Raw genomic sequence first — 26,248 nt, 5'->3', positions numbered from 1 at the left:
CCGACGCCCCCACGGCCGTGCGCCGCACCGGCACCGCGAGCGCCAAGCCCGCGGCCGACCCCGCTGCCACGTCGGCTGCCAAGACGGCTGCCAAGACGGCTGCCAAGCCCGCAGCGAAGAAGGCGCCCGCGAAGAAGGCCGCCTCGCCGAGCCCGCGTCGGCGCGGTGACGGCTGATGGCGATCTCCGCCACCGCACCGGTCCGTGGGGCCGGTGACTTCTTCGCTCTCTCGCTCGACGTGCTGCGCAGCCTGTTCAAGCGGCCGTTCCAGGGCGCGGAGTTCATCCAGCAGGCGTGGTTCATCGCGTCGGTGACGATCCTGCCGACGGCGCTGGTGTCGATCCCCTTCGGCGCGGTGCTGGCGCTGCAGGTCGGCAACCTCACCAAGCAGATCGGCGCGCAGTCGTTCACCGGCGCCGTGGCCGTGCTCGGCATCGTGCGCGAGGCCAGCCCGATCGTGACCGCCCTACTCATCGCCGGCGCGGGCGGCTCCGCGATCTGCGCCGACCTCGGGTCGCGCAAGATCCGCGAGGAGATCGACGCGATGGAGGTGCTCGGCGTCAGCCCCCTGCAGCGACTGGTCGTCCCCCGGGTGCTCGCGACGATGCTCGTCGCGTTCTTCCTCAACGGCCTCGTCGCCGTCGTCGGTGTCGTCGGCGGCTACTTCTTCAACGTCATCCTGCAGGGCGGCACCCCGGGGGCCTACCTCGCGTCGTTCACCGCCCTCGCGCAGCTGCCGGACCTCTACGTCGGCCAGCTCAAAGCGGTGATCTTCGGGATGCTCGCGGCCCTGGTCGCGGCCTACAAGGGCCTCAACGCCAAGGGCGGCCCGAAGGGCGTGGGCGACGCGGTCAACCAGAGCGTGGTCATCAGCTTCATGCTGCTGTTCCTCGTGAACTTCATCATCACCGCGATCTACTTCCAGGTCGTCCCCCAGAAGGGCGGCTGACGTGACCGCAGTCGGCACCCAGCCCCCTCCGCTGCTCCAGCGGCCGCTGCGCCTGTTCCGCGCCGTCACCGGTCGGCCGCTGTCGATGCTCGACGACCTCGGTGCGCAGCTGTCGTTCTATGCCCGCTCCCTCGGCTGGACCTACCGCGTCCTGCTCCGCTACAAGAAAGAGGTCGTCCGCCTGCTGGCCGAGGTCAGCCTCGGCACCGGCGCACTCGCGGTCGTCGGTGGCACCGTCGGCGTCATCGCCTTCCTCACCTTCTTCACCGGCACCGAGGTCGGTCTGCAGGGCTACGCCGCGCTCAACCAGCTCGGCGTCTCCAACTTCACCGCGTTCATCTCGGCCTACTTCAACACCCGTGAGATCGCGCCGCTGGTCGCGGGCCTCGCGCTGTCGGCGACCGTCGGCTGCGGCTTCACCGCGCAGCTCGGCGCGATGCGGATCTCCGAGGAGGTCGACGCGCTCGAGGTCATGGGCGTGCCGTCGCTGCCGTTCCTCGTCACGACGCGCATGATCGCCGGCTTCATCGCCGTCACCCCGCTCTACGTGATCGGTCTGCTGTCGTCGTACTTCTCCGCCCGGCTCATCACGACCGGCTTCTACGGCCAGTCGACCGGCACCTACGACCAGTACTTCGAGCAGTACCTCCCACCGGTGGACGTGCTCTACAGCTTCCTCAAGGTGCTCGTCTTCGCGGTGATCATCATCCTGATCCACTGCTACTACGGCTACTACGCGAGCGGCGGTCCGGCCGGCGTGGGAGTGGCCGTGGGTCGCGCGGTGCGCACCGCCATCGTCGCCATCAACGTCGTCGACTTCTTCCTGTCGCTCGCGATCTGGGGCGCGACGACCACGGTGAGGATCGCCGGCTGATGTCTGTCCCCATCCGCGCAGGGCGCAAGGCGCTCGTGACCCGTCGCCTGTCGGGCGTCGCGTTCCTGCTCGTCCTCGCCGGTCTGGTGAGCCTGACGGTGCTGCTCTACAACAAGGCCTTCACCGAGGTCGTGCGCGTGACCCTGCAGGCCGACCGGGCCGGCAACCAGCTGTCGGCCCCGACCGACGTCAAGCTGCGCGGTCTCATCGTGGGTGAGGTCCGCGAGATCACCGCGACCCCGGACGGCGCCGAGATCGAGCTGGCGCTCGACCCCGACGAGATCGACCAGATCCCGAGCGACGTGCGCGCGCAGCTGCTGCCGAAGACGCTGTTCGGCGAGAAGTTCGTCTCGCTGGTCATCCCCGAGGGTGGTGGCTCGGCGCAGAGCCTCAAGGCCGGCGACGTCATCGGGCAGGACCGCTCCGAGACGGCGCTCGAGACCGCCAAGGTCGTCGACGACCTGCTCCCGCTGCTGCAGACGCTGAAGCCCGAGCAGCTGTCGACGACGCTCAACGCGCTGTCGACCGCGCTGCGCGACCGCGGCGAGCGGCTCGGCGCCAACCTGGAGCTCGTCGACGCCTACCTCGCCCGGTTCAACCCGAGCCTGCCGACGCTGGAGCAGGACTTCCGCGGCCTGGCCGACTTCGCCAACACCCTCGACGCGGCCGCGCCCGACCTGCTGTCGGTCATCGAGGACCTGTCGTTCTCGAGCCGCGCGGTCGTCGACCAGCAGGACGAGCTGTCGGGCTTCCTCGACGCGACCGCGGCCTTCTCCGACGAGACCGAGGCCTTCCTGCGCGAGAACGAGCAGCGCCTCGTGCGGCTGTCGCAGGACTCGCTGCCGTCGCTGCAGGCCTACGCCCGCTACGCCCCCGAGTTCCCCTGTCTCGCGGCCGGTCTGACCCGCTTCCAGCCGGTCGTCGAGGACAGCTTCGGGCGCCTGCAGCCCGGCCTGCACATCACGCTCGAGGTCGTCACCGACCAGAACGGCTACGTCCCCGGTGACGAGCCGGAGTACCTCGACGACCGCGGTCCCGAGTGCTACGGCCTGCCTAACGACACGACCGTCCCCGCGCCCGACTACGAGTACAAGGACGGCTACCGCGACGAGGAACGGGCCGGCATCGGTGGCCCCTCCGACCAGGACGCTGCCGACGACCCGGCCCGCGCCCTCGCCGCCCCCGCCGTCCAGAAGGAGGTGCTCGGCATGCTCTCCGCGCCGATGCTCGGCGTCGCCGTCGACGAGGTGCCCGACATCGTGAGCCTGCTGTTCGGCCCGATGGCCCGCGGCACGTCGGTGGTGCTGTCGTGAAGACCAGCTCCGACGCCGTCAAGCTGATCGTCTTCATGGTCGTGACGTCGATCCTCACGCTGTTCCTGGCAGCGACCATCGGCAACCTGTCCTTCGGCGACAAGACCCGCTACAAGGCGGTCTTCAGCGACGTCACCGGTCTGCTGCCCGGCAACGAGGTCCGCATCGCGGGCGTCCGCGTCGGCTCGGTGAAGAAGCTCGACCTCGTCGACCGCACGCTCGCCGAGGTCGCGTTCGACCTCGACGAGGGCCGCACCATCCCGAAGAGCTCGATCGTCCAGCTGCGCTACCGCAACCTCGTCGGCGAGCGCTACCTCGCCATCGTCGAGGGCCCCGGCAGCGCCGAGCCGCTCGAGGTGGGCGGCACCATCCCCAAGGCGCAGACCCGCGACGCGCTCGACCTCACGATCCTGTTCAACGGCTTCCGGCCGCTGTTCCAGGCCCTCGACCCGACCTCGGTCAACAAGGTCGCCTTCGAGCTCGTGAAGACCCTGCAGGGTGAGGGCGGCACGGTCGAGTCGCTCATGCAGCGCACCGCCTCGCTCACCAACACCCTCGCCGACCGCGACGCCGTGATCGGCCGGGTCATCACCAACCTCGGCACCGTCCTCGACACCGTCGACGACAAGAGCACCGAGCTCAACGAGCTGGTGTCGCAGCTGCAGCGCCTCGCCCGCGGCTTCGCCCAGGACCGCCAGGCGATCGGCGCCTCCCTCGACGGGATCGCGGACCTCACCAACGCGACCGCCTCGCTGCTGGTCGACGTCCGTGCGCCGCTGGCCGCCGACATCGCCGAGCTCAACGGCCTGGCCAAGACGCTCAACGACAACAAGGCGACCATCGACGGCGTGCTCACGCGGCTGCCCACCAAGCTCGACCGCATCATCGGGACCGCGACCTACGGGTCCTGGTTCAACTTCTACCTTTGCGGCTTCGACGGCCGCATCGTGCTGCCGACCGGGGAGACCATGTCGCCGCAGTTCGTCAACACCGCCGAGCGCTGCCAGGAGGGCCCGGTGGACGAGTCATGAGGCCGTTCCGCGAGATGAACAAGACCGCCATCGGCGCGGTCGGGATCACCGCCATCGTCGGCGCGCTGTTCTTCTCCTTCAGCCTCGAGCGCCTCCCGCTCGTGGGCGGCGGAGACGAGTTCAAGGCAGAGTTCAGCGAGGCCGCCGGTCTGCGCCCCAACGACGAGGTCCGCGTCGCGGGCGTGAAGAAGGGCAAGGTCATCGGCGTCGACCTCGCCGGCGACAAGGTGCTCGTGACGATGCGCCTCAAGGACGTGGAGTTCGGCCGTGAGTCGCGCGCCGACATCCGCATCAAGACCGTCCTCGGGCGCAAGTTCGTGATGCTCACCCCGGACGGCGTCGGGCAGATGGAGCCCGGCGACACGATCCCGCTCGCCCGCACCTCCTCGCCGTACGACATCGCCGAGGCATTCCAGGGCCTGTCCGCCACCGTCGGCGAGATCGACGAGGCCCAGCTCGCGCAGGCCTTCACGGTCCTGTCCGACACCTTCCGCGACACCCCCGACGAGGTGAAGGCCTCGCTCACCGGGCTGTCGCGGCTGTCCCGCACGATCGCGAGCCGCGACGCCGAGCTCAAGGTCCTGCTCGACCGCAGCCGCGGGGTCACCGAGGTGCTCGCCCAGCGCGACGAGGACCTGGTGGCCTTCATGGCCGACGCGAGCCTGCTCTTCGACGAGGTCACCCGGCGGCGCGCGGCCATCGACGCGCTGCTGACCTCGACGGTGGCGCTCTCGGAGCAGCTGCGCGCGCTCGTACGCGAGAACCAGGCCCAGCTGCAGCCGGCGCTGGAGCGGCTGCGCGGCGTCACCGACGTGCTCAAGGCCAACCAGGCCAACCTCGACAAGGCGCTGCCACGACTCGCGGCCTTCACCCGCTTGTTCGGCAACAACCTCGGTAACGGACGGTGGTTCGACACCCTCATCCAGAACCTCACCAACCCCACCGGTTTCGTCCCCGGCGAGTTCGGTGCCCCAGCCGGCACCACCCAGCAGGGAGGTACGCCGTGAACCGCCTGCCCGTCGGCGTCCTCGCCGCCCTGCTCGCGCTCGCCGGCACCGCCGGGTGCGGCATCGGCGACCCCGAGCCGAGCACCCTGTCGGCCCGCTTCGACCGCGCCGTCGGCGTCTACGTCAACAGCGACGTGCGCGTCCTCGGCGTCCGCATCGGCAAGGTCACCAAGATCACTCCGGACGGTGACGACGTGCTCATCGACATGGAGTACGACCCGAAGTTCAAGGTCCCGGCCGACGCCAAAGCGGTGCTCGTCGCCCCGTCGATCGTGTCGGACCGCTACGTCCAGCTGACGCCGGTGTGGCGCGACGGCCCGACCCTGCCCGACGGCGCCGACCTCGGCACCGACCGCACCGCGGTCCCCGTCGAGCTCGACGCGATCTACTCCAGCCTCGACACCCTCAACAGGGCCCTCGGCCCGGAGGGCGCCAACGCCGACGGCGCGCTGTCCGACCTCATCGACACCGGGGCGAAGAACCTCGACGGCAACGGCGCGCTGCTCAACAGCACGCTGAAGGACCTCTCTCTCGCGATCGGCACGCTGTCGAACCAGAAGGACGACCTGTTCGGCACGATCGAGAACCTCCAGGACTTCACCACCACGATCGCGACTAGCGACCGCACGGTGCGCAACTTCAACGCTGATCTCGCCGACGTCGCCGCGCAGCTCAACGACCAGAAGCAGGACCTCGCCGCCGCGGTGAAGGCCCTGTCGGTCGCGCTCGGTGAGGTCGCGACCTTCGTGAAGCAGAACTCCGAGGACCTCACCGCCAACGTCAAGAACCTCGCCGACGTCACGGGTGCGCTGGTCAAGCAGAAGCGGGCGCTCGAGGAGTTCCTCGACAACTCCCCGACCGCGTTGTCCAACCTGCAGCTGGCCTACAACCCGCAGGCGGGCACGCTCGACACGCGCGACAACAACACGTCGCAGACCACCCCGCAGGCGGTGGTGTGCAACCTGCTCATCACCGTCGGGCAGGGCGCGCTGTGCGACTCGCTGCCGGCGGGTGGCATCACGGCGCCCGCCCCGGCCGGCGTCCAACGCGACCTGACCCTCGGCGGCATCCTGGAGCAGGGCCGATGAGCGCAGCGCGGAGCAGGACCTCACGGCGTACGACGACGAGGGTCGCCTCGGCGGTCGTGCCCGTCGTGCTGCTGAGCGGCTGCTCGTTCTCCGGTGCCCAGTCGCTGCCGCTGCCCGGCGGCAAGGGCGGCGGTGGCTACGAGCTGCAGGTCGAGTTCAACGACGTGCTCGACCTGGTGCCGCAGTCGGCCGTCAAGGTCGACGACGTCACCGTCGGGCGCGTCGAGGACATCGAGCTCAACGACTACACCGCGCTCGTGACGGTGCTCGTCGAGCGCGACGTCGTCCTGCCGACCGACACCCGGGCGAGCCTGCGCCAGACGTCGCTGCTCGGCGAGAAGTTCGTCAGCCTCGACCGGCAGGAGGGCGGCACCGGCCAGATCAAGCCCGGCACCCTCATCCCGCTCGAGCGCACCACCCGCAACACCGAGATCGAGGAGTTGCTCTCGGCGCTCTCGCTGGTCCTCAACGGAGGCGGCATCGAGCAGATCCAGACGATCAACAAGGAGCTCATCGCCGCGCTCGAGGGTCGCGAGGACAAGGTCAAGGACGTCCTTACGCAGCTCGACACGTTCGTCGGCGGGCTCGACCGGCAGAAGGGCCAGATCGTGCGGACTCTCGACGCCATGGACCGGCTCACCGCGCGGCTCGCCCGGGAGCGGCAGACCCTCGCGACCGGCCTCGACGACCTGCCCGACGGCGCCCGTGTCCTCGCCGACGAGCGCGAGGACCTCACCGCGGTGCTGACCGGGCTCGAGCAGCTCGGTGACGTCGCGGTGCGGGTGATCCAGGCGACCAAGCAGAGCACCGTCGCGGACCTCAAGGCCCTCACGCCGATCCTCGACCAGCTCGGCAAAGCCGGCAAGGACCTGCCCGACGCGCTCGAGCTGCTGACGACCTACCCCTTTCCGCGCACCATCGACCAGGGCATCCGCGGCGACTACACCAACCTGTTCATCACCCTTGAAGTCGACCTGCAGTCGACGCTCGGCATCGTCGGCATCCCGCCGGCGGGGGAGCGGGGCGGCACGCCCACAGCGCCCGGCGCGCCGACGGTCCCGAAGGTCCCCGCGCCCGCGGTGCCGAAGCCGCCGCTGCCTCAGCTGCAGGTGCCCGGAGTCGACCTGTCCGACCTGCGACTCGGGGCCAACGGCCGCCACCAGAGCTTCCTCGGACTGCTGCTCGGAGGCCTGTCGTGATCACCAGGCAGACCAAGATCCAGCTGCTCGTCTTCGCCCTCATCGCCGCGGTGGGGCTGTCCTACACCGGCCTGCGCTACGCCGGCCTCGGCCGCTACTTCGTCGACCAGGGCTACCTCGTGTCGGCCGACTTCGTCGACAGCGGCGGTATCTTCAAGGGCGCCGAGGTGACCTACCGCGGAGTCCCGACCGGCAAGGTGGAGGAGCTCGAGCTCCGCGAGGACGGCGTGCGCGTCGTGCTGCGCCTCGAGCCGGGCACGAAGGTCCCCGACAGCGTCAAGGCCGTGGTCGGCAACCGCTCGGCTGTCGGTGAGCAGTACGTCGACCTGCTGCCGACCCGTGACGGTGCCCCCTTCCTGCCCGAGCGCGGAGCGGTGATCCCTCAGTCGATGACAGCGATCCCCATCGCGCCGACCACGCTGCTGGTCAACCTCGACCGGCTGGTCACGAGCATCGACACCGACGAGCTCGCCACCGTGCTCGACGAGCTCGGCCAGGCCTTCGACGGCGCGGGCGACAGCCTGCAGCGCCTCGTCGACGCCGGCGACGCGCTGACCCAGGCGGCCACCGACTCGCTGCCCGAGACGATCACGCTGATCGACGACGGCAAGACCGCGCTCGACACCCAGCGCGACGTCGCCGGCGACTTCCGCAGCTTCAACGCCGACCTCGCCGACGTCGCCGCGCAGCTGCGTGCGAGCGACCCCGACTTCCGCAAGCTCTTCCAGACCGGCACCGACTCCGCAGAGGTCATCGACGACCTGCTCGAGGCCAACCGCTCCGCCCTTCCGGTGCTACTCGCGAACCTCGTGACGGTCGCCCAGGTGCAGAAGATCCGGATCCCGGCGATCAAGCAGATCCTCGTGACCTACCCCAACGTCGTGGCGGGTGGCTTCACCGTCGTCCCCGGCGACGGCACGAGCCACTTCGGCCTGGTGCTCGACAGCGACCCCCCAACGTGCACGGCGGGCTACGAGACGACCAAGAAGCGCGACCCGAGCAACGTCACCCTGCAGACGCCCAACCTCAACGCCTACTGCGCGGTCAAGGACGGCAGCACCCACGTGCGCGGCACCCAGAACGCCCCGCGCCCGGCGGGTCAGCAGCCGTTCCCCGACAACGGCGGTCCCTACCCGACGACCAGCTCGTCCGGGGCTGCCGCCAGCTCGAGCTCGTCGCGGCCGCCGCTCGGCAGCGTCGACAGCGTCCTGCTTGGCGACTACGACCCGGTCACCGGCTCGGTCGTGACCGATGACGGCCAGCGGCTCACCGTCGGCTCCAGCGGCGGGGCCAGCCAGATGCTGGGCAGCGATTCGTGGCAGTGGCTCCTGTTAGGCCCGCTGTCCTCGTGACCTTCGCCCTGCCGAGCGCCACCGCCCGCTCTGGCATCCTGTCTCGGTGACCGACCCCGACCAGCCCTTCGAGCTACCCGCGGCCGAGGGTGATGCCGGACGGCGGCGGCCCGTGCTCACCGGGCTGCTCGCCGCCGTCCTCGTGGCGGTCACCGCGGCGGCCGGCTACGCCTCCTACCGGCTGCTCGACGAGTGGCGCGACGGCGGCGTCGAGCAGTCCCGCCTCGACGCGCTGACCGCCGCCCGTCAGGAGGCCCTCAACCTCATCGCGGTCGACGGCACCGACACCGACGCCGACATCGCCGCGGTCCTCGAGGGCGCCACCGGCGCCTTCAAGGCCGACTTCACCTCCCGCTCGGCCGACCTCAAGCGCGTCATCACCGGCGCCAAGGTGACCTCCTCGGACCTCAAGGTCGTCGACGCCGCGATCGTGCGCGCCGACGAGCAGAGCGCCACCGTCATCGTCGCCGCCGACAGCATCGTCAAGAACGCCGCCAAGCCCGACGGCTCGCCCCGCACCTACCGGATGCTGCTCGAGCTCGAGCTCACCGGCGGCCGCTGGCTCACGTCGTCGCTGGAGGTGGTGGGCTGATGACCACGCCCCACGAGGGACCCGACGGGTACGACGACACCCCCACCGACGCCCCCACCGACACCCCCGCCCCGCCGGTCTCGCCGCCCGTGACCAGCGGCTGGGTCACCGAGCCGGCTGCGGAGCCCGCACCCGAGCCCGAGCTCGAGCCCGAGCCGCAGGTCGAGCCCGAGTCCGCGCCCGCGCTCGCGCCCACAGCGGAGGCCGCGCCCCACATCGAGCCCGAGCCCGTGTCCGCACCGCAGGTCGAGGTCGAGGTCGAGGCCGAGCCCGAGCCCGAGCCCGCATCGCAGGTCGAGGCCGAGCCCGCGCCCGCACCGGAGCCCGAGCCCGTGTCTGCACCCGAGTCCGCACCCGAGTCCGAGGTCGCACCTGAGCCGCAGCCCGCGGTGCCGACCAGCCCGGTCGACACCCCGACCGCGAGCCTGGTCGATACAGAGTCCGACGAGCAGCCGGTCGAGCAGACCGACGAGCACGTGGACGGGGACGCCCTCGGCGTACCTGCTGTGGTCCCGACCCGGCCGCGGTCGCGCCTGCTGCTCGCCGTCCTGTCCGGGCTGACCGCGCTCGCCGTGCTCGGCTTCGCCGGCGTCGCCGTCTTCACCCAGGCCGTCGCCTCGCCGGTGGCCGAGCGCGACGACGCGCGCGACGAGGCGCTGCGCACCGCGCGCGACGCCGCCCGGCTGCTGCTCGCCTACGACTACCGACGCCTCGACGAGGACTTCGCGGCCGGTGCCGCGCTAACGGCCGACCCGTTCAAGAGCGAGTACGAGCGCACCACGACCCGGCTGGTCCGTGACGTCGCGACGCAGTACAAGGCGGTCGTGCGGGCCGAGGTCGTCCAGGCCGGAGCGGTCGAGGTCGCCGAGGACCGCGTCGTGGCGCTGCTGTTCGTCAACCAGACCACGACGAGCACCCGCGTGCAGGGCGCCAAGGTCGACCTGTCGCGGGTGCGGATGGTGCTCCAGCGCATCGACGGCAGCTGGCGGGTCACCGGCGTCGACGCGCTCTGACCGACGCGTGCCCGGAGGCTCGTCGGGACGGTCCTTGACGGCGGGTGGGCCGCGGCCCCAGGCTGCGTGACAGCAGCACCCGGTCACCGGCGACCTGTCTCGACAGGTCATGCCCAGGTGGGGTAGGCTGCCGTGTTGCGCTGCCTTCCCTCATATACCCGCCCGGGCCCGATGCCCGTGACGCGGTCGGGGGGGAGTGATTCACGCGCCGCCCGGGACTCAGGACAGAAGGACCACTCTTGGCCGCCCGTAGCTCTTCCTCGCGCATCTCCTTCGCGAAGATCCGCGAACCGCTCGAAGTGCCCAACCTGCTCCACCTGCAGACCACGTCGTTCGACTGGCTGGTCGGCAACGAGGCCTGGAAGGCCCGCCTGCAGGAGGCTGTCGACGCCGGTCGCACCGACGTCTCGCACCAGTCCGGTCTGGAGGAGATCTTCGAGGAGATCTCCCCGATCGAGGACTTCTCCGGCTCGATGTCGCTGTCGTTCCGCGACCACCGGTTCGAGCCCACCAAGTACTCCGTCGAGGAGTGCAAGGACAAGGACATGACCTACGCGGCTCCGCTGTTCGTCACCGCGGAGTTCACCAACAACACCACGGGTGAGATCAAGAGCCAGACCGTCTTCATGGGCGACTTCCCCATGATGACCGACAAGGGCACGTTCGTGATCAACGGCACGGAGCGCGTGGTCGTCTCGCAGCTCGTGCGGTCCCCGGGCGTCTACTTTGACAAGCAGATCGACAAGACCACCGACAAGGACACCTATTCCTGCAAGGTGATCCCGTCGCGTGGCGCGTGGCTCGAGTTCGAGGTCGACAAGCGCGACGCCGTCGGCGTGCGCATCGACCGCAAGCGCAAGCAGCCCGTCACGGTGCTGCTCAAGGCGCTCGGCTTCGACGACGCGCAGATCCTCGAGCGCTACGGCGACTACGAGTCGATGCGCACCACGCTCGAGAAGGACCACACCACCGGTCAGGACGACGCCCTGATCGACATCTACCGCAAGCTGCGTCCCGGCGAGCCGCCGACCCGCGAGTCGGCGCAGACGCTGCTCGAGAACCTCTTCTTCAACCCCAAGCGCTACGACCTCGCCAAGGTCGGCCGCTACAAGGTCAACAAGAAGCTGAGCCTCGAGCTCGACGTCGAGCAGGGCACGCTGACCGAGGACGACGTCCTCGCGACGATCGACTACATCGTGAAGCTGCACGCCGGCGAGGCGGGCTTCGAGACCGACGACATCGACCACTTCGGCAACCGTCGCCTGCGCACCGTCGGCGAGCTCATCCAGAACCAGATCCGCCTGGGCCTGGCTCGCATGGAGCGCGTCGTGCGCGAGCGGATGACGACCCAGGACGTCGAGGCGATCACGCCGCAGACCCTGATCAACATCCGCCCCGTCGTGGCCTCCATCAAGGAGTTCTTCGGGACGTCGCAGCTCTCGCAGTTCATGGACCAGACCAACCCGCTGTCGGGCCTGACCCACAAGCGCCGTCTGAGCGCCCTGGGCCCGGGTGGTCTGAGCCGCGAGCGCGCCGGCTTCGAGGTCCGCGACGTGCACCCGTCGCACTACGGCCGGATGTGCCCGATCGAGACCCCCGAGGGTCCCAACATCGGTCTGATCGGCTCGCTCGCGACCTTCGCGCGCATCAACGCCTTCGGCTTCGTCGAGACGCCCTACCGCAAGGTGACCTCCGGCAAGGTGACCGACCAGGTCGACTACCTCACCGCGGACGAGGAGGACAAGCACGTCATCGCGCAGGCCAACGCGCTCGACGCCTCCGGCAAGTTCGCAGGTGACCGCGTGCTCGTGCGCCGCAAGGGCGGCGAGGTCGACTACATCAGCCCGGCCGAGGTCGACTACATCGACGTCTCGCCGCGCCAGATCTGCTCGGTCGCGACCGCGATGATCCCGTTCCTCGAGCACGATGACGCCAACCGCGCGCTCATGGGGTCCAACATGATGCGCCAGGCCGTCCCGCTGCTGCGCAGCGAGGCGCCGCTCGTCGGCACCGGGATGGAGCACCGCGCCGCGGTCGACGCCGGCGACGTCATCACCGCCGAGCAGGCCGGTGTCGTGGAGGAGCTCTCCGCGGACTACATCACCGTCATGCACGACGACGGCACCCGCCGCACGTACCGGCTCGCGAAGTTCCGCCGCTCCAACCAGGGCACGAGCTTCAACCAGAAGCCGATCGTCGAGGAGGGCGCCCGCGTCGAGGTCGGTCAGGTCATCGCCGACGGCCCCTGCACCGACAACGCCGAGATGGCGCTCGGCAAGAACCTCCTCGTCGCGTTCATGCCGTGGGAGGGCCACAACTACGAGGACGCGATCATCCTGTCGCAGCGCCTCGTGCAGGACGACGTCCTCACCTCGATCCACATCGAGGAGCACGAGGTCGACGCCCGCGACACCAAGCTCGGCGCGGAGGAGATCACCCGCGACATCCCCAACGTCTCGGAGGAGGTCCTCGCCGACCTCGACGAGCGCGGCATCATCCGGATCGGCGCGGAGGTCACCCCCGGTGACGTCCTCGTCGGCAAGGTGACGCCGAAGGGCGAGACCGAGCTGACCCCGGAGGAGCGCCTGCTGCGCGCGATCTTCGGCGAGAAGGCCCGCGAGGTCCGCGACACCAGCCTCAAGGTGCCGCACGGCGAGTCCGGCAAGGTCATCGGCGTGCGCGTGTTCTCGCGCGAGGACGGCGACGAGCTCCCGCCCGGCGTCAACGAGCTGGTCCGCGTCTACGTCGCGCAGAAGCGCAAGATCACCGACGGTGACAAGCTCGCCGGCCGCCACGGCAACAAGGGCGTCATCGCCAAGATCCTCCCGGTCGAGGACATGCCGTTCCTCGAGGACGGCACTCCCGTCGACGTCGTGCTCAACCCGCTCGGCGTGCCCGGCCGCATGAACGTCGGCCAGGTGCTCGAGACCCACCTCGGGTGGGTCGCGAAGGCCGGCTGGAAGGTCGAGGGCAACGACACCGACTGGAAGAAGCGCCTCAAGGCCATCGGCGCCTCGGAGTCCGCTCCGGGCACCAACACCGCGACGCCGGTCTTCGACGGCGCCCGCGAGGACGAGATCACCGGTCTGCTCGACTCGACCCTGGCCATGTTCGACGGCATCCCCACCGCCGGCGACGCGACCCCGGTCAGCCCGACCCGCCTCATCGGGGCGTCGGGCAAGGCGCGGCTGTTCGACGGCCGCTCCGGCGAGCCCTTCCCGGAGCCGATCTCCGTCGGCTACATCTACATCCTGAAGCTGCTGCACCTCGTGGACGACAAGATCCACGCCCGCAGCACCGGCCCGTACTCGATGATCACCCAGCAGCCGCTCGGTGGTAAGGCGCAGTTCGGTGGCCAGCGCTTCGGCGAGATGGAGGTGTGGGCGATGCAGGCGTACGGCGCCGCCTACGCCCTCCAGGAGCTCCTGACGATCAAGTCCGACGACGTGCTCGGTCGCGTCAAGGTCTACGAGGCCATCGTCAAGGGCGAGAACATCCCGGAGCCCGGCATCCCCGAGTCCTTCAAGGTGCTCATCAAGGAGATGCAGAGCCTCTGCCTCAACGTGGAGGTGCTCTCGAGCGACGGCATGTCGATCGAGATGCGCGACACCGACGAGGACGTGTTCCGCGCCGCCGAGGAGCTCGGCATCGACCTGTCCCGCCGCGAGCCCAGCTCCGTCGAAGAGGTCTAACCGACGGAGCGCGCGAAGCGCCTGCTCCGTCGGAACGGAGCAGGCGCGGACCGCAGGTCCGTCGTACCCCGAACTTTCTTTTGATTTCCTCAGTTAGAGAGAAGGCACCGTGCTCGACGTCAACTTCTTCGACGAGCTGCGCATCGGCCTCGCGACCGCGGACGACATCCGCCAGTGGTCGCACGGCGAGGTCAAGAAGCCCGAGACCATCAACTACCGCACCCTCAAGCCGGAGAAGGACGGCCTGTTCTGCGAGAAGATCTTCGGACCGACTCGCGACTGGGAGTGCTACTGCGGCAAGTACAAGCGGGTCCGCTTCAAGGGCATCATCTGCGAGCGCTGCGGCGTCGAGGTGACCCGCGCCAAGGTGCGCCGCGAGCGGATGGGCCACATCGAGCTCGCCGCCCCCGTCACGCACATCTGGTACTTCAAGGGCGTCCCGTCGCGCCTGGGCTACCTGCTCGACCTGGCGCCCAAGGACCTCGAGAAGATCATCTACTTCGCGGCCTACCTCATCACGTCGGTCGACGCAGAGGCCCGCCACCGCGACCTCGCGACCGTCGAGGCGCAAATGTCGGTGGAGCGCAAGCGCTTGGAGGACAAGCGGGACGCGGACGCGGAGACCCGCCAGAAGAAGCTCGAGGGCGACATCGCCGCGCTCGAGGCCGAGGGCGCGAAGGGCGACGTACGCCGCAAGGTCCGTGAGGGTGCCGAGCGCGAGCTCCGCCAGATCCGCGACCGCGCGCAGCGCGAGCTCGACAAGCTCGAGGAGGTGCTCGACACCTTCCGCAAGCTGGAGCCCAAGCAGCTCATCGGCGACGAGACCCTCTACCGCGAGCTGCGCGACCGCTTCGGCGCGTACTTCACCGGTGGCATGGGCGCCGAGGCGCTGCAGCGGCTGCTCGAGCACTTCGACCTCGACGCCGAGGCGGAGTCGCTGCGCGACACGATCCGCAACGGCAAGGGCCAGAAGAAGGTCCGCGCGCTCAAGCGCCTCAAGGTCGTCGCAGCGTTCCTCAACACCCGCAACAGCCCCATGGGCATGGTGCTGGACTGCGTCCCGGTCATCCCGCCGGACCTGCGCCCGATGGTGCAGCTCGACGGTGGCCGCTTCGCGACCTCCGACCTCAACGACCTCTACCGCCGCGTCATCAACCGCAACAACCGGTTGAAGCGACTGCTCGACCTCGGCGCGCCGGAGATCATCGTCAACAACGAGAAGCGCATGCTGCAGGAGGCGGTCGACGCGCTGTTCGACAACGGTCGTCGTGGTCGTCCGGTCACCGGCCCGGGCAACCGCCCGCTGAAGTCCCTGAGCGACATGCTCAAGGGCAAGCAGGGTCGTTTCCGCCAGAACCTGCTCGGCAAGCGCGTCGACTACTCCGGCCGCTCGGTCATCGTCGTCGGCCCGCAGCTCAAGCTGCACCTGTGCGGCCTGCGCAAGCAGAGGGCGCTCGAGCTGTTCAAGCCGTTCGTCATGAAGCGGCTCGTCGACCTCAACCACGCGCAGAACATCAAGAGCGCCAAGCGCATGGTCGAGCGCGCCCGCCCGGTCGTGTGGGACGTCCTCGAAGAGGTCATCACCGAGCACCCCGTGCTGCTCAACCGTGCGCCCACCCTGCACCGCCTCGGCATCCAGGCCTTCGAGCCCCAGCTGGTCGAGGGCAAGGCCATCCAGATCCACCCGCTCGTCTGCACGGCGTTCAACGCCGACTTCGACGGTGACCAGATGGCCGTGCACCTGCCGCTGTCGTCGGAGGCGCAGGCTGAGGCCCGCATCCTGATGCTGTCCTCCAACAACATCCTGTCGCCGGCGAACGGCCGCCCGGTCACCTCCCCGACCCAGGACATGGTGCTCGGCATCTACTTCCTGACGTCGCAGAAGGACGGGGCGCTCGGCGAGGGTCGTGTCTTCGGCTCGGTCGCCGAGGCGCAGATGGCCAAGGACGCCGGTGAGCTCAGCCTGCAGGCCAAGGTCACGCTGCGCCTGCGCGACCAGGTCCCGCCGGTCGGCGTCGCCGCTCCCGAGGACGGCGGGGTCTTCCGCCTCGAGACCACCCTCGGGCGCGCGCTGTTCAACGAGACGCTTCCGCTGGACTACCCGTTCGTCGACGCCGAGGTGTCCAAGCGCGAGCTGGGCGCCATCGTCAACGACCTCGCGGAGCGCTACCCCAAGGTCCAGGTCGCGGCGACGCTGGACGCCCTCAAGGAGACCGGCTTCCGCTGGGCGACCCGCTCCGGCGTGACGATCTCCATCGAGGACGTCGTCACCCCGAGCGAGAAGGCCGCGATCCTCGAGCGCCACGAGAGTGAGGCCGAGAAGATCGAGAAGCAGTACAACCGCGGCGTCATCACCAACGACGAGCGCCGTCAGGAGCTCATCGAGATCTGGACGAAGGCCACGGCCGAGGTCGCGAAGGCGATGGAGGCCAACTTCCCGAAGGACAACCCGGTCTGGATGATGGTCCACTCCGGTGCCCGAGGGAACATGATGCAGGTCCGCCAGATCGCCGGCATGCGTGGCCTCGTGGCCAACCCGAAGGGCGAGATCATCCCGCGCCCGATCAAGGCGAACTTCCGCGAGGGCCTCACCGTCCTGGAGTACTTCATCTCCACGCACGGTGCCCGTAAGGGCCTCGCCGACACCGCGCTGCGTACCGCCGACTCCGGCTACCTCACGCGTCGTCTCGTCGACGTGTCGCAGGACGTCATCATCCGCGAGGAGGACTGCGGCACCGAGCGCGGTGTCGTCATGCGGATCGGCAGCGCGAACGCCGAGGGCGTCCTGGTCAAGGACGCGCACGTCGAGACCTCGGTCTACGCGCGCACCCTCGCTGCTGACGTCGTGCAGGGCAAGGACGTCGTCCTCACGGCCGGCGCCGACCTCGGCGACGTCAACATCTCGCGCCTCATCGACGCGGGTGTCGAGGAGATCAAGGTCCGCTGCGTGCTGACCTGCGACTCCAAGGTCGGGACCTGCGCGGCGTGCTACGGCCGCTCGCTGGCCACCGGCAAGACCGTCGACGTCGGCGAGGCCGTCGGCATCATCGCCGCGCAGTCCATCGGCGAGCCCGGCACCCAGCTGACGATGCGCACCTTCCACACCGGTGGTGTCGCGGGTGAGGACATCACCCACGGCCTGCCCCGCGTCGTCGAGCTCTTCGAGGCCCGTACGCCGAAGGGCGTCGCGCCGATCGCAGAGGTCGCCGGCCGGCTGCGCATCGACGACACCGACAAGACCCGCAAGCTCGTGGTCGTGCCGGACGACGGCTCGGAGGAGATCGCCTACCCGGTCTCCAAGCGCGCCCGTCTGCGCTACGCCGAGGGCGACCACGTCGAGGTCGGCGACAAGCTCCACGAGGGCGCCGTCAACCCGCACGAGGTGCTGCGCATCCTCGGCCCACGCCAGGTGCAGTTGCACCTGGTGGCCGAGGTGCAGGAGGTCTACCGCTCGCAGGGCGTGTCGATCCACGACAAGCACATCGAGGTGATCATCCGCCAGATGCTGAAGCGGGTGAACGTCCTCGAGTCCGGCGCGACCGACTTCCTGCCCGGCTCGCTCACCGAGCGCACCGTGTTCGAGGGCGAGAACCGCCGGGTCGTGTCCGAGGGCGGCGAGCCGGCCTCCGGTCGTCCGGTCCTCATGGGCATCACGAAGGCCTCGCTCGCCACCGAGTCGTGGCTGTCGGCCGCCTCCTTCCAGGAGACGACCCGCGTCCTCACCGATGCCGCCATCCAGGCCAAGAGCGACTCGCTGCTCGGCCTCAAGGAGAACGTCATCATCGGCAAGCTCATCCCGGCCGGTACCGGCATCAGCCGATACCGCAACATCCGGGTCGAGCCCACCGAGGAGGCCCGCGCGGCCGTCTACTCGATGGCCGGGTACGACGACCCCGACTTCGCGTTCGGGGGCGCCGGCGGCAACGCCGTCCCGCTCGACGACTTCGACTACGGGCCCAACTACCGGTAGTCGCTCGTCCGCTCCGCACCGACGGCGGCCGTCCCCCACGGGGGTCGGCCGCCGTCGGCGTGTGGTGCGGACCCTGCCGGATCCCTGCCGGACCGCCGACGTCGACGGCAGCAGCGGCGCGCCGCGGTCGTCGTACGCTCGACCCATGACCACTCCGCCGCCCGGCTACGGGCCGCCGCCCGGCTGGGATGCCGGCACCGGCTCCACCCCGCCGACGCCGCCCGGGTACGGCGCGCCCCCGGGCTCCCCGCCTGGTCAGGGCGCGTGGGAGCAGCCCGGATGGGGACCGCCGGGCGGACCTCCGCAGACGTCGACCAAGGCGGTCATCGCGCTGGTCTGCGCGATCAGCGCCTACCTCCCCGTGATCCCCTTCGTCGGCGCGATCGTGGGCGTGATCCTCGCCCGCATCGCCCGGCGCGAGATCCGCGAGTCCGGCGGTCGTCTCACCGGCGAGGGCATCGCGACGGCGGCCTTCTGGGTGTCGGTCGTCCACCTCGTGTTCGTCGCAGCGCTCGTCGTGCTGTTCGCGATCGCCGTCGTCGTCTTCGGGGCCTTCGGCTTCCGCTGAGCCACGCCTGGCGTCGGCCCGACCGGCCGGTTGATCACCAGCACATCCGCACCTGGGGTCACGCTCGGCCGAGCCGGTCGCGGCGTGCAGATGCGCTGTCGATCTTGAACGCGCGGCGGGTGCTCAGCTGCGGGCCGCCTCCCGGAGCGCGGCGTAGGCCTCGACCAGGCGCGGCAGCTGCCAGGAGGCGTTGAGGCCGCTCGGGTTGGGCAGCAGCCACACCCCGGCGCCGGCGAGGTCGCGCTCCTGCGGGCCGACCGCTGCCCGCCGGTCACCGGTCGCCACCCGGTAGGTGGTGAGCCCCAGGAACGCCACCCACCGCGGCTGCCACTGCCAAGCCAGGTCCTCGACCCGCGGCAGCCCGGCGCGCACCTCGTCGTCGGTGAGCTCGTCGGCCCGGGCGGTCGCGCGCGGCACCAGGTTGGTGATCCCGAGCCCGGCTCCCAGCAGCGCGTCGGTCTGCGAAGGGTGCAGCCGCTGCGGCGTCCAGCCGCTGCCGTGCAGCACTGGCCACAGGCGGTTGCTCGGGTTCGCGAAGTGGTGGCCCGTGAGCCCCGACCACAGCGAGGGGTTGATGCCGCACAGCAGGACCGCGAGACCGGGGGCGACCAGGTCCGGGACGACGGCGCCGTACGCCGCCTCGAGCTCCGCCCTGCTCGGCACCGCACCTCCCCGGTTCCCATGATCGTCAGGTGCTCTGCGCGTCGACTCCCGGCGAGTCTCGTGCAGGTCGCCTGGTGATCATGCGAGGGGCCGGGCCGGGGCGGGGCGGGGCCGGGGCGGGGCGGGGCGGGGCGGTCAGGGCTTGGCGTCGGACCAGCGGGTGAGGACCGAGACGTCCGCGACGAAGCGGACCCCCGAGCCGGGCGCCCACCAGGACGCGACCCCGTCAAGGGCGGTCCGCAGCAGCGCGGCGGCAGGTTCGGCGGCGGGGGCGGGCACGTGCAGCAGCAGCTCGTCGTGCAGGCACAGCACGACCGTCCCGCCGAGCGGCCGCAGCCCGGCCCGGACGGTCGCGGCCCAGGCCTTGAACAGCTCCGCGGCAGCGCCTTGCACGACCGCGTTGCGGGCGTAGCGGCCGCGCCCCGCGGGGTCGCCGTCCCAGTCCAGGAGCAGCCGCCGACCGCCGTGGGTGCGCAGGTCGCGCCGGTCCCGGCCGCTCGCCTCGGCGGCCCGCAGGTAGGCCATCGCGACCGGGTACGCGCGGTCCAGCCCGCGCAGGGCCTCGCCGGCGGCACCCGAGACCTGGCCGTACATCGCGGCGAGCACCGCGACCTTCGCCGTCGGCCGGTCGACCCCGAGGGCGGCCGCGACCGGGGAGTAGAGGTCGTCCTGGCGGGCCGCGGCTGCGAAGGCCGCGTCTCCGGAGACCGCGGCGAGCACCCGCGGCTCGACCTGGCCGAGGTCGGCCCGCACGAGCACGTGGCCCGGCTCGGCCGCGACCGCGACCCGGAGGTCGGCGGGCAGGTTGTGCAGCCCGGCCGACGCGGTCATCCGGCCGGCGCCCCCGTCGGCGGCCTCCCACTCGCCGCGCAGCCGGTCGTCGGGCCCGACGTGGCGGTCGAGCCACGACCACCCGTAGGTCGTCGCGACCCGCTCGACCCGCCGCCAGTGCAGCAGTGCGGCCACGCCGGGCACGGGGCGGTGCTGCTCGAGCCGCCACGAGCGGGTGTCGGGCACGTCGACGCCCACCAGCCGCAGCAGCTCGCGCACGGCCGCCGGGTTGCGCAGGTCGCACACCGCCGGGAAGTGCCGCAGCACCTCGGCGTCACGCCGCTCCCGCGCGCCCATCTCGTCACCGGCCGGCCCGACGAGCTCGTCGAGCAGGGCCGTCAGCGCCGCGCGGTCCAGCGGCAGGCCGTCGCGGGCGAGCTCGACGGCGAGCAGGGCGGCCGCCGACTCCGCCCAGGCCGTGAGCACGGCAAGGGGTACGCCGGAAGGGCTCGCCCGTGGGTCGGGCAGCGCGAGCAGGGCCTGCTCCTGCGCCCGCTGCACGTCGGCGAGCAGCGCCGCCCACCGCTGCGCGCGGCCGAGCAGCCGCGCGGGGTCGGTCTCCGCCCACGGCCCGGTCCACTCGCGGGACAGCTGTCCGTCGGGCGCGACCGGGTCGTCCGGGGTGTCGGACAGGTCGAGCAGGTCGAGCTCGCGGGCCGGCAGCGGGGGAGCGGGCAGCCCGCGCACCGCTGCCCAGGCAGCGCCGGCGTCGCCGCGCCGTCCGCCGTGCAGCAGTCGGTGGACGGCCCCGACGTCCCAGCAGGCCCGCGGGCGCACCCCGCCCGCGACGAGGATCGGGGCGGTCGTGGCCGCCTCCCACCAGGTCCAGCGCGGTGCGGCCGACTCCTCGAGCCCGGCCACCAGTGCGGCCGGGTCACCGGCGAGGGACCAGGCCCGCTGCCCGTCGGCGAGGCCCAGGCCGGCGGGCACGACGACGACCGCGAGCGGCGCCCCCCGGCGTACGCCGGTCTGGTCGTCGTGGGGCTGGTCCGGCACCCGACCAGCCTCGCGCACGACACGGGTAGCGTGGTCCGGCCGGGTTCGTCCCGCGTGTCGAGTGGACGCGCCGGGATGTGACGGCTCCGACTTTGACCCTGCTCCGAACGGGGGGTAAGGTCTCCACTTGTGCCTGGGGTGACCCAGGCCCCGCTCCGCACGTCCATCGACCGTTCTCGTGGTCGGAGGGACGCCGGAAGGCTCCGGGACAGGCCCCAGGTCGGCCCGGCACCACCAGCACGACCCGCCAGCACGACCGGCACCCCCCATCCCCGCGCGCTCCGGCGCGCAGGTGCGCGAGCAGGGCGACACGCCCGACCGCGTGGGGCGGAGTACACCAGCAGGACCCGCACGTCACCACGTCAGACACGCCACAAGCGCACGAGCAGGAGACGCGTTGCCCACGATCCAGCAGCTGGTCCGCAAGGGCCGGCAGGACAAGGTCGAGAAGACCAAGACGCCGGCCCTCAAGGGGAGCCCGCAGCGTCGTGGCGTCTGCACGCGCGTCTACACGACGACGCCGAAGAAGCCGAACTCCGCCCTGCGCAAGGTCGCCCGCGTGCGCCTCACCAGCGGTGTCGAGGTCACGGCCTACATCCCCGGTGTCGGCCACAACCTGCAGGAGCACTCCATCGTGCTCGTCCGCGGCGGTCGCGTGAAGGACCTCCCCGGCGTGCGCTACAAGATCATCCGCGGCTCCCTTGACACCCAGGGCGTCCGCAACCGCAAGCAGGCGCGCAGCCGCTACGGCGCGAAGAAGGAGAAGAGCTAGTGCCTCGCAAGGGTCCTGCCCCGAAGCACCCGGTCGTCACCGACCCGGTCTACGGCTCGCCGCTCGTCACGAGCCTCATCAACAAGGTCCTCATCGGCGGCAAGCGCTCCGTCGCCGAGCGGATCGTCTACGGCGCCCTCGAGGGCTGCCGGGTGAAGACCGACACCGACCCGGTGATCACGCTCAAGCGCGCGCTCGACAACGTCAAGCCGACCCTCGAGGTCCGCAGCCGCCGCGTCGGTGGTGCGACCTACCAGGTGCCGATCGAGGTCCGCGCGGGCCGCAGCAACACCCTCGCGCTGCGCTGGCTCATCCAGTACTCCCGCGCCCGTCGCGAGAAGACGATGACCGAGCGCCTCATGAACGAGCTGCTCGACGCGAGCAACGGCCTCGGCGCGAGCGTCAAGCGCCGCGAGGACACCCACAAGATGGCCGAGTCCAACAAGGCCTTCGCGCACTACCGCTGGTAGCCCGCAGCTCCAGCACCGCACGTCCCCAGACCTGACCCGTACGACCATCCAGGAAGAAGAGAAGCCGCAGTGGCCAGCAACGCGATCCTCGCCAAGACCCGCAACATCGGGATCATGGCGCACATCGACGCGGGCAAGACGACCACGACCGAGCGCGTCCTCTACTACACCGGCAAGGCGTACAAGATCGGCGAGGTCCACGACGGCGCCGCCACGATGGACTGGATGGAGCAGGAGCAGGAGCGCGGCATCACGATCACGTCGGCCGCGACGACCTGCACCTGGGACGGCCACCGCATCAACATCATCGACACCCCGGGCCACGTCGACTTCACCGTCGAGGTCGAGCGCTCCCTGCGCGTCCTCGACGGCGCGGTCGCGGTCTTCGACTCGGTCGCCGGCGTCGAGCCGCAGTCCGAGACGGTGTGGCGCCAGGCCGACAAGTACTCCGTCCCGCGGATCTGCTTCGTCAACAAGATGGACCGCACCGGCGCGAACTTCTACCGCACGGTCGAGATGATCATCGACCGCCTCAACGCGACCCCGCTGGTCCTCCAGCTGCCGTGGGGCGGCGAGGGCGACTTCACCGGCGTCATCGACCTGGTGATCATGAAGGGCCTGCTCTGGGCCAACGACGACAAGACCGCCAAGGGCGACGTCTTCGACGTCGTCGAGATCCCCGCCGAGTTCGCCGAGCAGGCCGCCGAGTGGCGCGCCAAGCTGCTCGAGACCCTGGCCGAGGTCGACGACGCGGTCATGGAGAAGTACCTCGAGGGCGAGGAGCTCACGACCGCCGACATCAAGGCCGGCATCCGCCGCGCGATCCTGTCCTCCACCAAGGAGCACACGGTCACCGCGGTGCTGTGCGGGTCGGCGTTCAAGAACAAGGGCGTGCAGCCCATGCTCGACGCCGTCGTCGACTACCTCCCGTCGCCGCTCGACATCGGCGCCGTGACCGGCCACTCCGTCAAGGACCCGAGCGTCGAGGAGTCGCGCGAGCCCGAGTTCGACGCGCCGTTCTCCGCGCTGGCCTTCAAGATCCAGACCGACCCGCACGTCGGCCGCCTCACCTACGTCCGCGTCTACTCCGGCACGCTGACCAGCAACCAGTCGGTCATCAACTCCACCAAGGAGCGCAAGGAGAAGATCGGCCGCCTCATCCAGATGCACGCCAACTCGCGCGAGGACATCAGCGAGGTCAAGGCCGGCGACATCTGCGCCGTCATCGGGCTCAAGGGCACGACGACCGGCGACACCCTCTGCGACTCCGACGCCCCCGTCGTGCTCGAGTCCATGAGCTTCCCGGACCCGGTCATCTCGGTCGCCATCGAGCCGAAGACCAAGGGCGACCAGGAGAAGCTCGGCACCGCGATCCAGCGCCTCGCCGAGGAGGACCCGACGTTCAAGGTCCACACCGACGAGGAGACCGGCCAGACCATCATCGCCGGCATGGGCGAGCTCCACCTCGACATCCTCGTGGACCGCATGAAGCGCGAGTTCAAGGTCGAGGCCAACGTCGGCAAGCCGCAGGTCGCCTACCGCGAGACGCTCCGCAAGACCGTCGAGCGCCACGACTACACCCACAAGAAGCAGACCGGCGGCACCGGCCAGTTCGCCAAGATCCAGATCAAGGTCGAGCCGATCACCGAGCCGGACGACACGGGCGCGATCCCGACGTACGCCTTCGTGAACACCGTCACCGGTGGCCGCGTGCCCAAGGAGTACATCCCCGCGGTCGACGCCGGCTGCCAGGAGGCGATGACGCACGGCATCCTCGCCGGCTACCCGCTGACCAACGTCAGGGTCACCCTGATGGACGGCGGCTACCACGAGGTCGACTCCTCCGAGCTCGCGTTCAAGATCGCCGGTTCCATGGGCTTCAAGGAGGCCGCCCGCAAGGCGGACCCGGCCCTCATGGAGCCGATGATGGCCGTCGAGGTCACCACGCCCGAGGACAACATGGGCGACGTCATCGGTGACCTCAACAGCCGCCGCGGCATGATCCAGGCGATGGACGAGCGCGGCGGGCTGCGCATCGTCAAGGCCCTGGTGCCGCTCTCCGAGATGTTCGGCTACGTCGGCGACCTGCGGTCGAAGACCTCCGGCCGGGCCAGCTACTCCATGCAGTTCGACTCCTACGCCGAGGTTCCCGCGAACGTCGCCAAGGAGATCATCGCGAAGGTCCGGGGCGAGTAACCCGGAACAGCACGTCCGCACCACCGCCCCGTACGACAACCACGCACTAAGGAGACAGGCCAGATGGCCAAGGCCAAGTTCGAGCGCACCAAGCCGCACGTCAACATCGGCACCATCGGTCACATCGACCATGGCAAGACCACGCTGACCGCTGCCATCACCAAGGTGCTGCACGACAAGTACCCGAACCTCAACGAGGCCTCGGCGTTCGACCAGATCGACAAGGCTCCTGAGGAGCGTCAGCGCGGCATCACGATCTCGATCGCGCACGTCGAGTACCAGACCGAGTCGCGCCACTACGCGCACGTCGACTGCCCCGGTCACGCCGACTACATCAAGAACATGATCACCGGTGCGGCCCAGATGGACGGCGCGATCCTCGTGGTCGCCGCCACCGACGGCCCGATGCCGCAGACCAAGGAGCACGTGCTCCTGGCCCGCCAGGTCGGCGTCCCCTACATCGTCGTCGCGCTCAACAAGGCCGACATGGTCGACGACGAGGAGATCCTGGAGCTCGTCGAGCTCGAGGTCCGCGAGCTGCTCACCACCTACGAGTTCCCGGGCGACGACCTGCCGGTCGTGCGCGTCTCCGCGCTCAAGGCCCTCGAGGGCGACCCGGAGTGGTCCGAGAAGCTCCTCGGCCTCATGGACGCCGTCGACAACTCGATCCCCGAGCCCGAGCGCGACACGGACAAGCCGTTCCTCATGCCCATCGAGGACGTCTTCACGATCACCGGCCGCGGCACCGTCGTGACGGGCCGCATCGAGCGCGGCATCGTCAACGTCAACGAGACCGTCGAGATCATCGGGATCAAGGAGGAGGTGCAGACCACGACCGTCACGGGTGTCGAGATGTTCCGCAAGCTCCTCGACTCCGGCATGGCGGGCGACAACGTCGGTCTGCTCATCCGCGGCATCAAGCGCGAGGAGGTCGAGCGCGGCCAGGTCGTCTGCAAGCCGAAGTCGATCACCCCGCACACCGAGTTCGAGGCCAGCGTCTACATCCTGTCCAAGGACGAGGGCGGCCGCCACACGCCGTTCTTCAACAACTACCGCCCGCAGTTCTACTTCCGCACCACGGACGTCACCGGCGTCGTCGACCTGCCCGAGGGCACGGAGATGGTCATGCCCGGCGACAACACCGAGATGAAGGTGACCCTCATCCAGCCCATCGCCATGGAGGAGGGCCTGAAGTTCGCCATCCGCGAGGGCTCCCGCACCGTGGGCGCGGGTCGCGTCACCAAGATCCTCAAGTAGTCACGCTGGTCGGCGGTCGGGCCCACGTCGGGCCCGGCCGCCGCACCACGAGCCAGACCCTCGATCAGCAGCAGCACCAGAAGACAGGAAGCAAGCCACCATGGCGGGACAGAAGATCCGCATCAGGCTCAAGGCCTACGACCACGAGGTCATCGACAGCTCGGCGCGCAAGATCGTCGAGACGGTGACCCGCACGGGTGCGTCGGTCGCGGGTCCGGTGCCGCTGCCGACCGAGAAGAACGTCTACTGCGTCATCCGCTCCCCGCACAAGTACAAGGACTCGCGGGAGCACTTCGAGATGCGCACGCACAAGCGCCTCATCGACATCCTCGACCCGACGCCGAAGACCGTCGACTCGCTCATGCGGCTCGACCTCCCGGCCGGCGTCGACATCGAGATCAAGCTCTAAGGGCCG

General features: G+C 70.2%; 20 protein-coding genes. 18 read left to right on the top strand and 2 right to left on the bottom strand.

Annotated elements, in window-relative coordinates; genetic code table 11:
- The first annotated feature begins 175 nt into the window (after window positions 1-175).
- From Q8R60_13895 to Q8R60_13835, 13 genes are all read left to right on the top strand, one after another.
- On the top strand, window positions 176-949 hold the full coding sequence (locus tag Q8R60_13895; GenBank protein MDP3713563.1) for an ABC transporter permease: 774 nt from the start codon (window positions 176-178) through the stop codon (window positions 947-949).
- Between the two features lie 85 nt (window positions 950-1,034).
- On the top strand, window positions 1,035-1,823 hold the full coding sequence (locus Q8R60_13890; protein MDP3713562.1) for an ABC transporter permease: 789 nt from the start codon (window positions 1,035-1,037) through the stop codon (window positions 1,821-1,823).
- Window positions 1,823-3,136 (top strand): MCE family protein, encoded by a 1,314-nt coding sequence (locus tag Q8R60_13885; GenBank protein MDP3713561.1) that lies wholly within the window; start codon window positions 1,823-1,825, stop codon window positions 3,134-3,136. The genes Q8R60_13890 and Q8R60_13885 overlap by 1 nt, the downstream gene beginning before the upstream one ends.
- A complete protein-coding gene (locus tag Q8R60_13880; protein ID MDP3713560.1) occupies window positions 3,133-4,167 on the top strand; it encodes an MlaD family protein in 1,035 nt (344 codons plus the stop codon). Before Q8R60_13885 ends, Q8R60_13880 begins: the two co-directional genes overlap by 4 nt.
- The gene (locus Q8R60_13875; GenBank protein ID MDP3713559.1) at window positions 4,164-5,174 is read left to right on the top strand and encodes an MCE family protein; all 1,011 of its coding nucleotides are present in this window, start codon (window positions 4,164-4,166) and stop codon (window positions 5,172-5,174) included. The genes Q8R60_13880 and Q8R60_13875 overlap by 4 nt, the downstream gene beginning before the upstream one ends.
- Window positions 5,171-6,262, top strand: coding sequence for an MCE family protein (locus Q8R60_13870; protein MDP3713558.1), 1,092 nt, complete (start codon window positions 5,171-5,173; stop codon window positions 6,260-6,262). The genes Q8R60_13875 and Q8R60_13870 overlap by 4 nt, the downstream gene beginning before the upstream one ends.
- Window positions 6,259-7,461: an MCE family protein gene (locus tag Q8R60_13865; GenBank protein ID MDP3713557.1), complete on the top strand. Its 1,203-nt coding sequence runs from the start codon at window positions 6,259-6,261 to the stop codon at window positions 7,459-7,461. The genes Q8R60_13870 and Q8R60_13865 overlap by 4 nt, the downstream gene beginning before the upstream one ends.
- A complete protein-coding gene (locus Q8R60_13860; GenBank protein ID MDP3713556.1) occupies window positions 7,458-8,813 on the top strand; it encodes an MlaD family protein in 1,356 nt (451 codons plus the stop codon). Before Q8R60_13865 ends, Q8R60_13860 begins: the two co-directional genes overlap by 4 nt.
- Window positions 8,814-8,859: 46 nt before the next feature.
- The gene (locus Q8R60_13855) at window positions 8,860-9,405 is read left to right on the top strand and encodes a hypothetical protein (protein MDP3713555.1); all 546 of its coding nucleotides are present in this window, start codon (window positions 8,860-8,862) and stop codon (window positions 9,403-9,405) included.
- Window positions 9,405-10,418, top strand: coding sequence for a hypothetical protein (locus tag Q8R60_13850; GenBank protein MDP3713554.1), 1,014 nt, complete (start codon window positions 9,405-9,407; stop codon window positions 10,416-10,418). Before Q8R60_13855 ends, Q8R60_13850 begins: the two co-directional genes overlap by 1 nt.
- 239 nt (window positions 10,419-10,657) lie before the next feature.
- A complete protein-coding gene (gene rpoB / locus Q8R60_13845) occupies window positions 10,658-14,110 on the top strand; it encodes a DNA-directed RNA polymerase subunit beta (GenBank protein ID MDP3713553.1) in 3,453 nt (1,150 codons plus the stop codon).
- A gap of 109 nt (window positions 14,111-14,219) precedes the next feature.
- The gene (locus Q8R60_13840) at window positions 14,220-18,080 is read left to right on the top strand and encodes a DNA-directed RNA polymerase subunit beta' (GenBank protein ID MDP3713552.1); all 3,861 of its coding nucleotides are present in this window, start codon (window positions 14,220-14,222) and stop codon (window positions 18,078-18,080) included.
- Between the two features lie 145 nt (window positions 18,081-18,225).
- Window positions 18,226-18,648: a DUF4190 domain-containing protein gene (locus Q8R60_13835; GenBank protein ID MDP3713551.1), complete on the top strand. Its 423-nt coding sequence runs from the start codon at window positions 18,226-18,228 to the stop codon at window positions 18,646-18,648.
- A gap of 123 nt (window positions 18,649-18,771) precedes the next feature.
- On the opposite strand, the gene Q8R60_13830 is transcribed toward Q8R60_13835, so the two are convergent.
- The gene (locus Q8R60_13830) at window positions 18,772-19,311 is read right to left on the bottom strand and encodes a mismatch-specific DNA-glycosylase (protein MDP3713550.1); all 540 of its coding nucleotides are present in this window, start codon (window positions 19,309-19,311) and stop codon (window positions 18,772-18,774) included.
- A gap of 135 nt (window positions 19,312-19,446) precedes the next feature.
- On the bottom strand, window positions 19,447-21,138 hold the full coding sequence (locus Q8R60_13825; GenBank protein ID MDP3713549.1) for a DNA polymerase: 1,692 nt from the start codon (window positions 21,136-21,138) through the stop codon (window positions 19,447-19,449).
- 397 nt (window positions 21,139-21,535) lie between these two features.
- Here Q8R60_13825 and rpsL point away from each other — a divergent pair, with 397 nt between their 5' ends.
- From rpsL to rpsJ, 5 genes are all read left to right on the top strand, one after another.
- Window positions 21,536-21,910, top strand: coding sequence for a 30S ribosomal protein S12 (gene rpsL, locus Q8R60_13820; protein ID MDP3713548.1), 375 nt, complete (start codon window positions 21,536-21,538; stop codon window positions 21,908-21,910).
- Window positions 21,910-22,380, top strand: coding sequence for a 30S ribosomal protein S7 (gene rpsG / locus Q8R60_13815; protein MDP3713547.1), 471 nt, complete (start codon window positions 21,910-21,912; stop codon window positions 22,378-22,380). Before rpsL ends, rpsG begins: the two co-directional genes overlap by 1 nt.
- Window positions 22,381-22,449: 69 nt before the next feature.
- Window positions 22,450-24,576: an elongation factor G gene (gene fusA / locus Q8R60_13810; GenBank protein ID MDP3713546.1), complete on the top strand. Its 2,127-nt coding sequence runs from the start codon at window positions 22,450-22,452 to the stop codon at window positions 24,574-24,576.
- Window positions 24,577-24,639: 63 nt separating this feature from the next.
- The gene (gene tuf / locus Q8R60_13805) at window positions 24,640-25,833 is read left to right on the top strand and encodes an elongation factor Tu (GenBank protein MDP3713545.1); all 1,194 of its coding nucleotides are present in this window, start codon (window positions 24,640-24,642) and stop codon (window positions 25,831-25,833) included.
- Window positions 25,834-25,933: 100 nt separating this feature from the next.
- Window positions 25,934-26,242 carry a 30S ribosomal protein S10 gene (gene rpsJ, locus Q8R60_13800; GenBank protein MDP3713544.1) on the top strand — a complete coding sequence of 103 codons (309 nt, stop codon included), beginning with the start codon at window positions 25,934-25,936 and terminating at the stop codon, window positions 26,240-26,242.
- The last annotated feature ends 6 nt before the right edge of the window (window positions 26,243-26,248 follow it).

Source organism: Mycobacteriales bacterium (assembly GCA_030697205.1).
Classification (GTDB): Bacteria; Actinomycetota; Actinomycetes; order Mycobacteriales; family SCTD01; genus JAUYQP01.
This window is presented reverse-complemented; position numbering and strand designations above follow the sequence as displayed.

Coding starts and splice junctions, on each gene's coding strand:
- Q8R60_13895 (MDP3713563.1), top strand. CDS start 176: ATGGCGATCTCCGCCACCGCACCGGTCCGTGGGGCCGGTGACTTCTTC.
- Q8R60_13890 (MDP3713562.1), top strand. CDS start 1,035: ATGCTCGACGACCTCGGTGCGCAGCTGTCGTTCTATGCCCGCTCCCTC.
- Q8R60_13885 (MDP3713561.1), top strand. CDS start 1,823: ATGTCTGTCCCCATCCGCGCAGGGCGCAAGGCGCTCGTGACCCGTCGC.
- Q8R60_13875 (MDP3713559.1), top strand. CDS start 4,164: ATGAGGCCGTTCCGCGAGATGAACAAGACCGCCATCGGCGCGGTCGGG.
- Q8R60_13865 (MDP3713557.1), top strand. CDS start 6,259: ATGAGCGCAGCGCGGAGCAGGACCTCACGGCGTACGACGACGAGGGTC.
- Q8R60_13850 (MDP3713554.1), top strand. CDS start 9,405: ATGACCACGCCCCACGAGGGACCCGACGGGTACGACGACACCCCCACC.
- Q8R60_13835 (MDP3713551.1), top strand. CDS start 18,226: ATGACCACTCCGCCGCCCGGCTACGGGCCGCCGCCCGGCTGGGATGCC.
- tuf (MDP3713545.1), top strand. CDS start 24,640: ATGGCCAAGGCCAAGTTCGAGCGCACCAAGCCGCACGTCAACATCGGC.
- rpsJ (MDP3713544.1), top strand. CDS start 25,934: ATGGCGGGACAGAAGATCCGCATCAGGCTCAAGGCCTACGACCACGAG.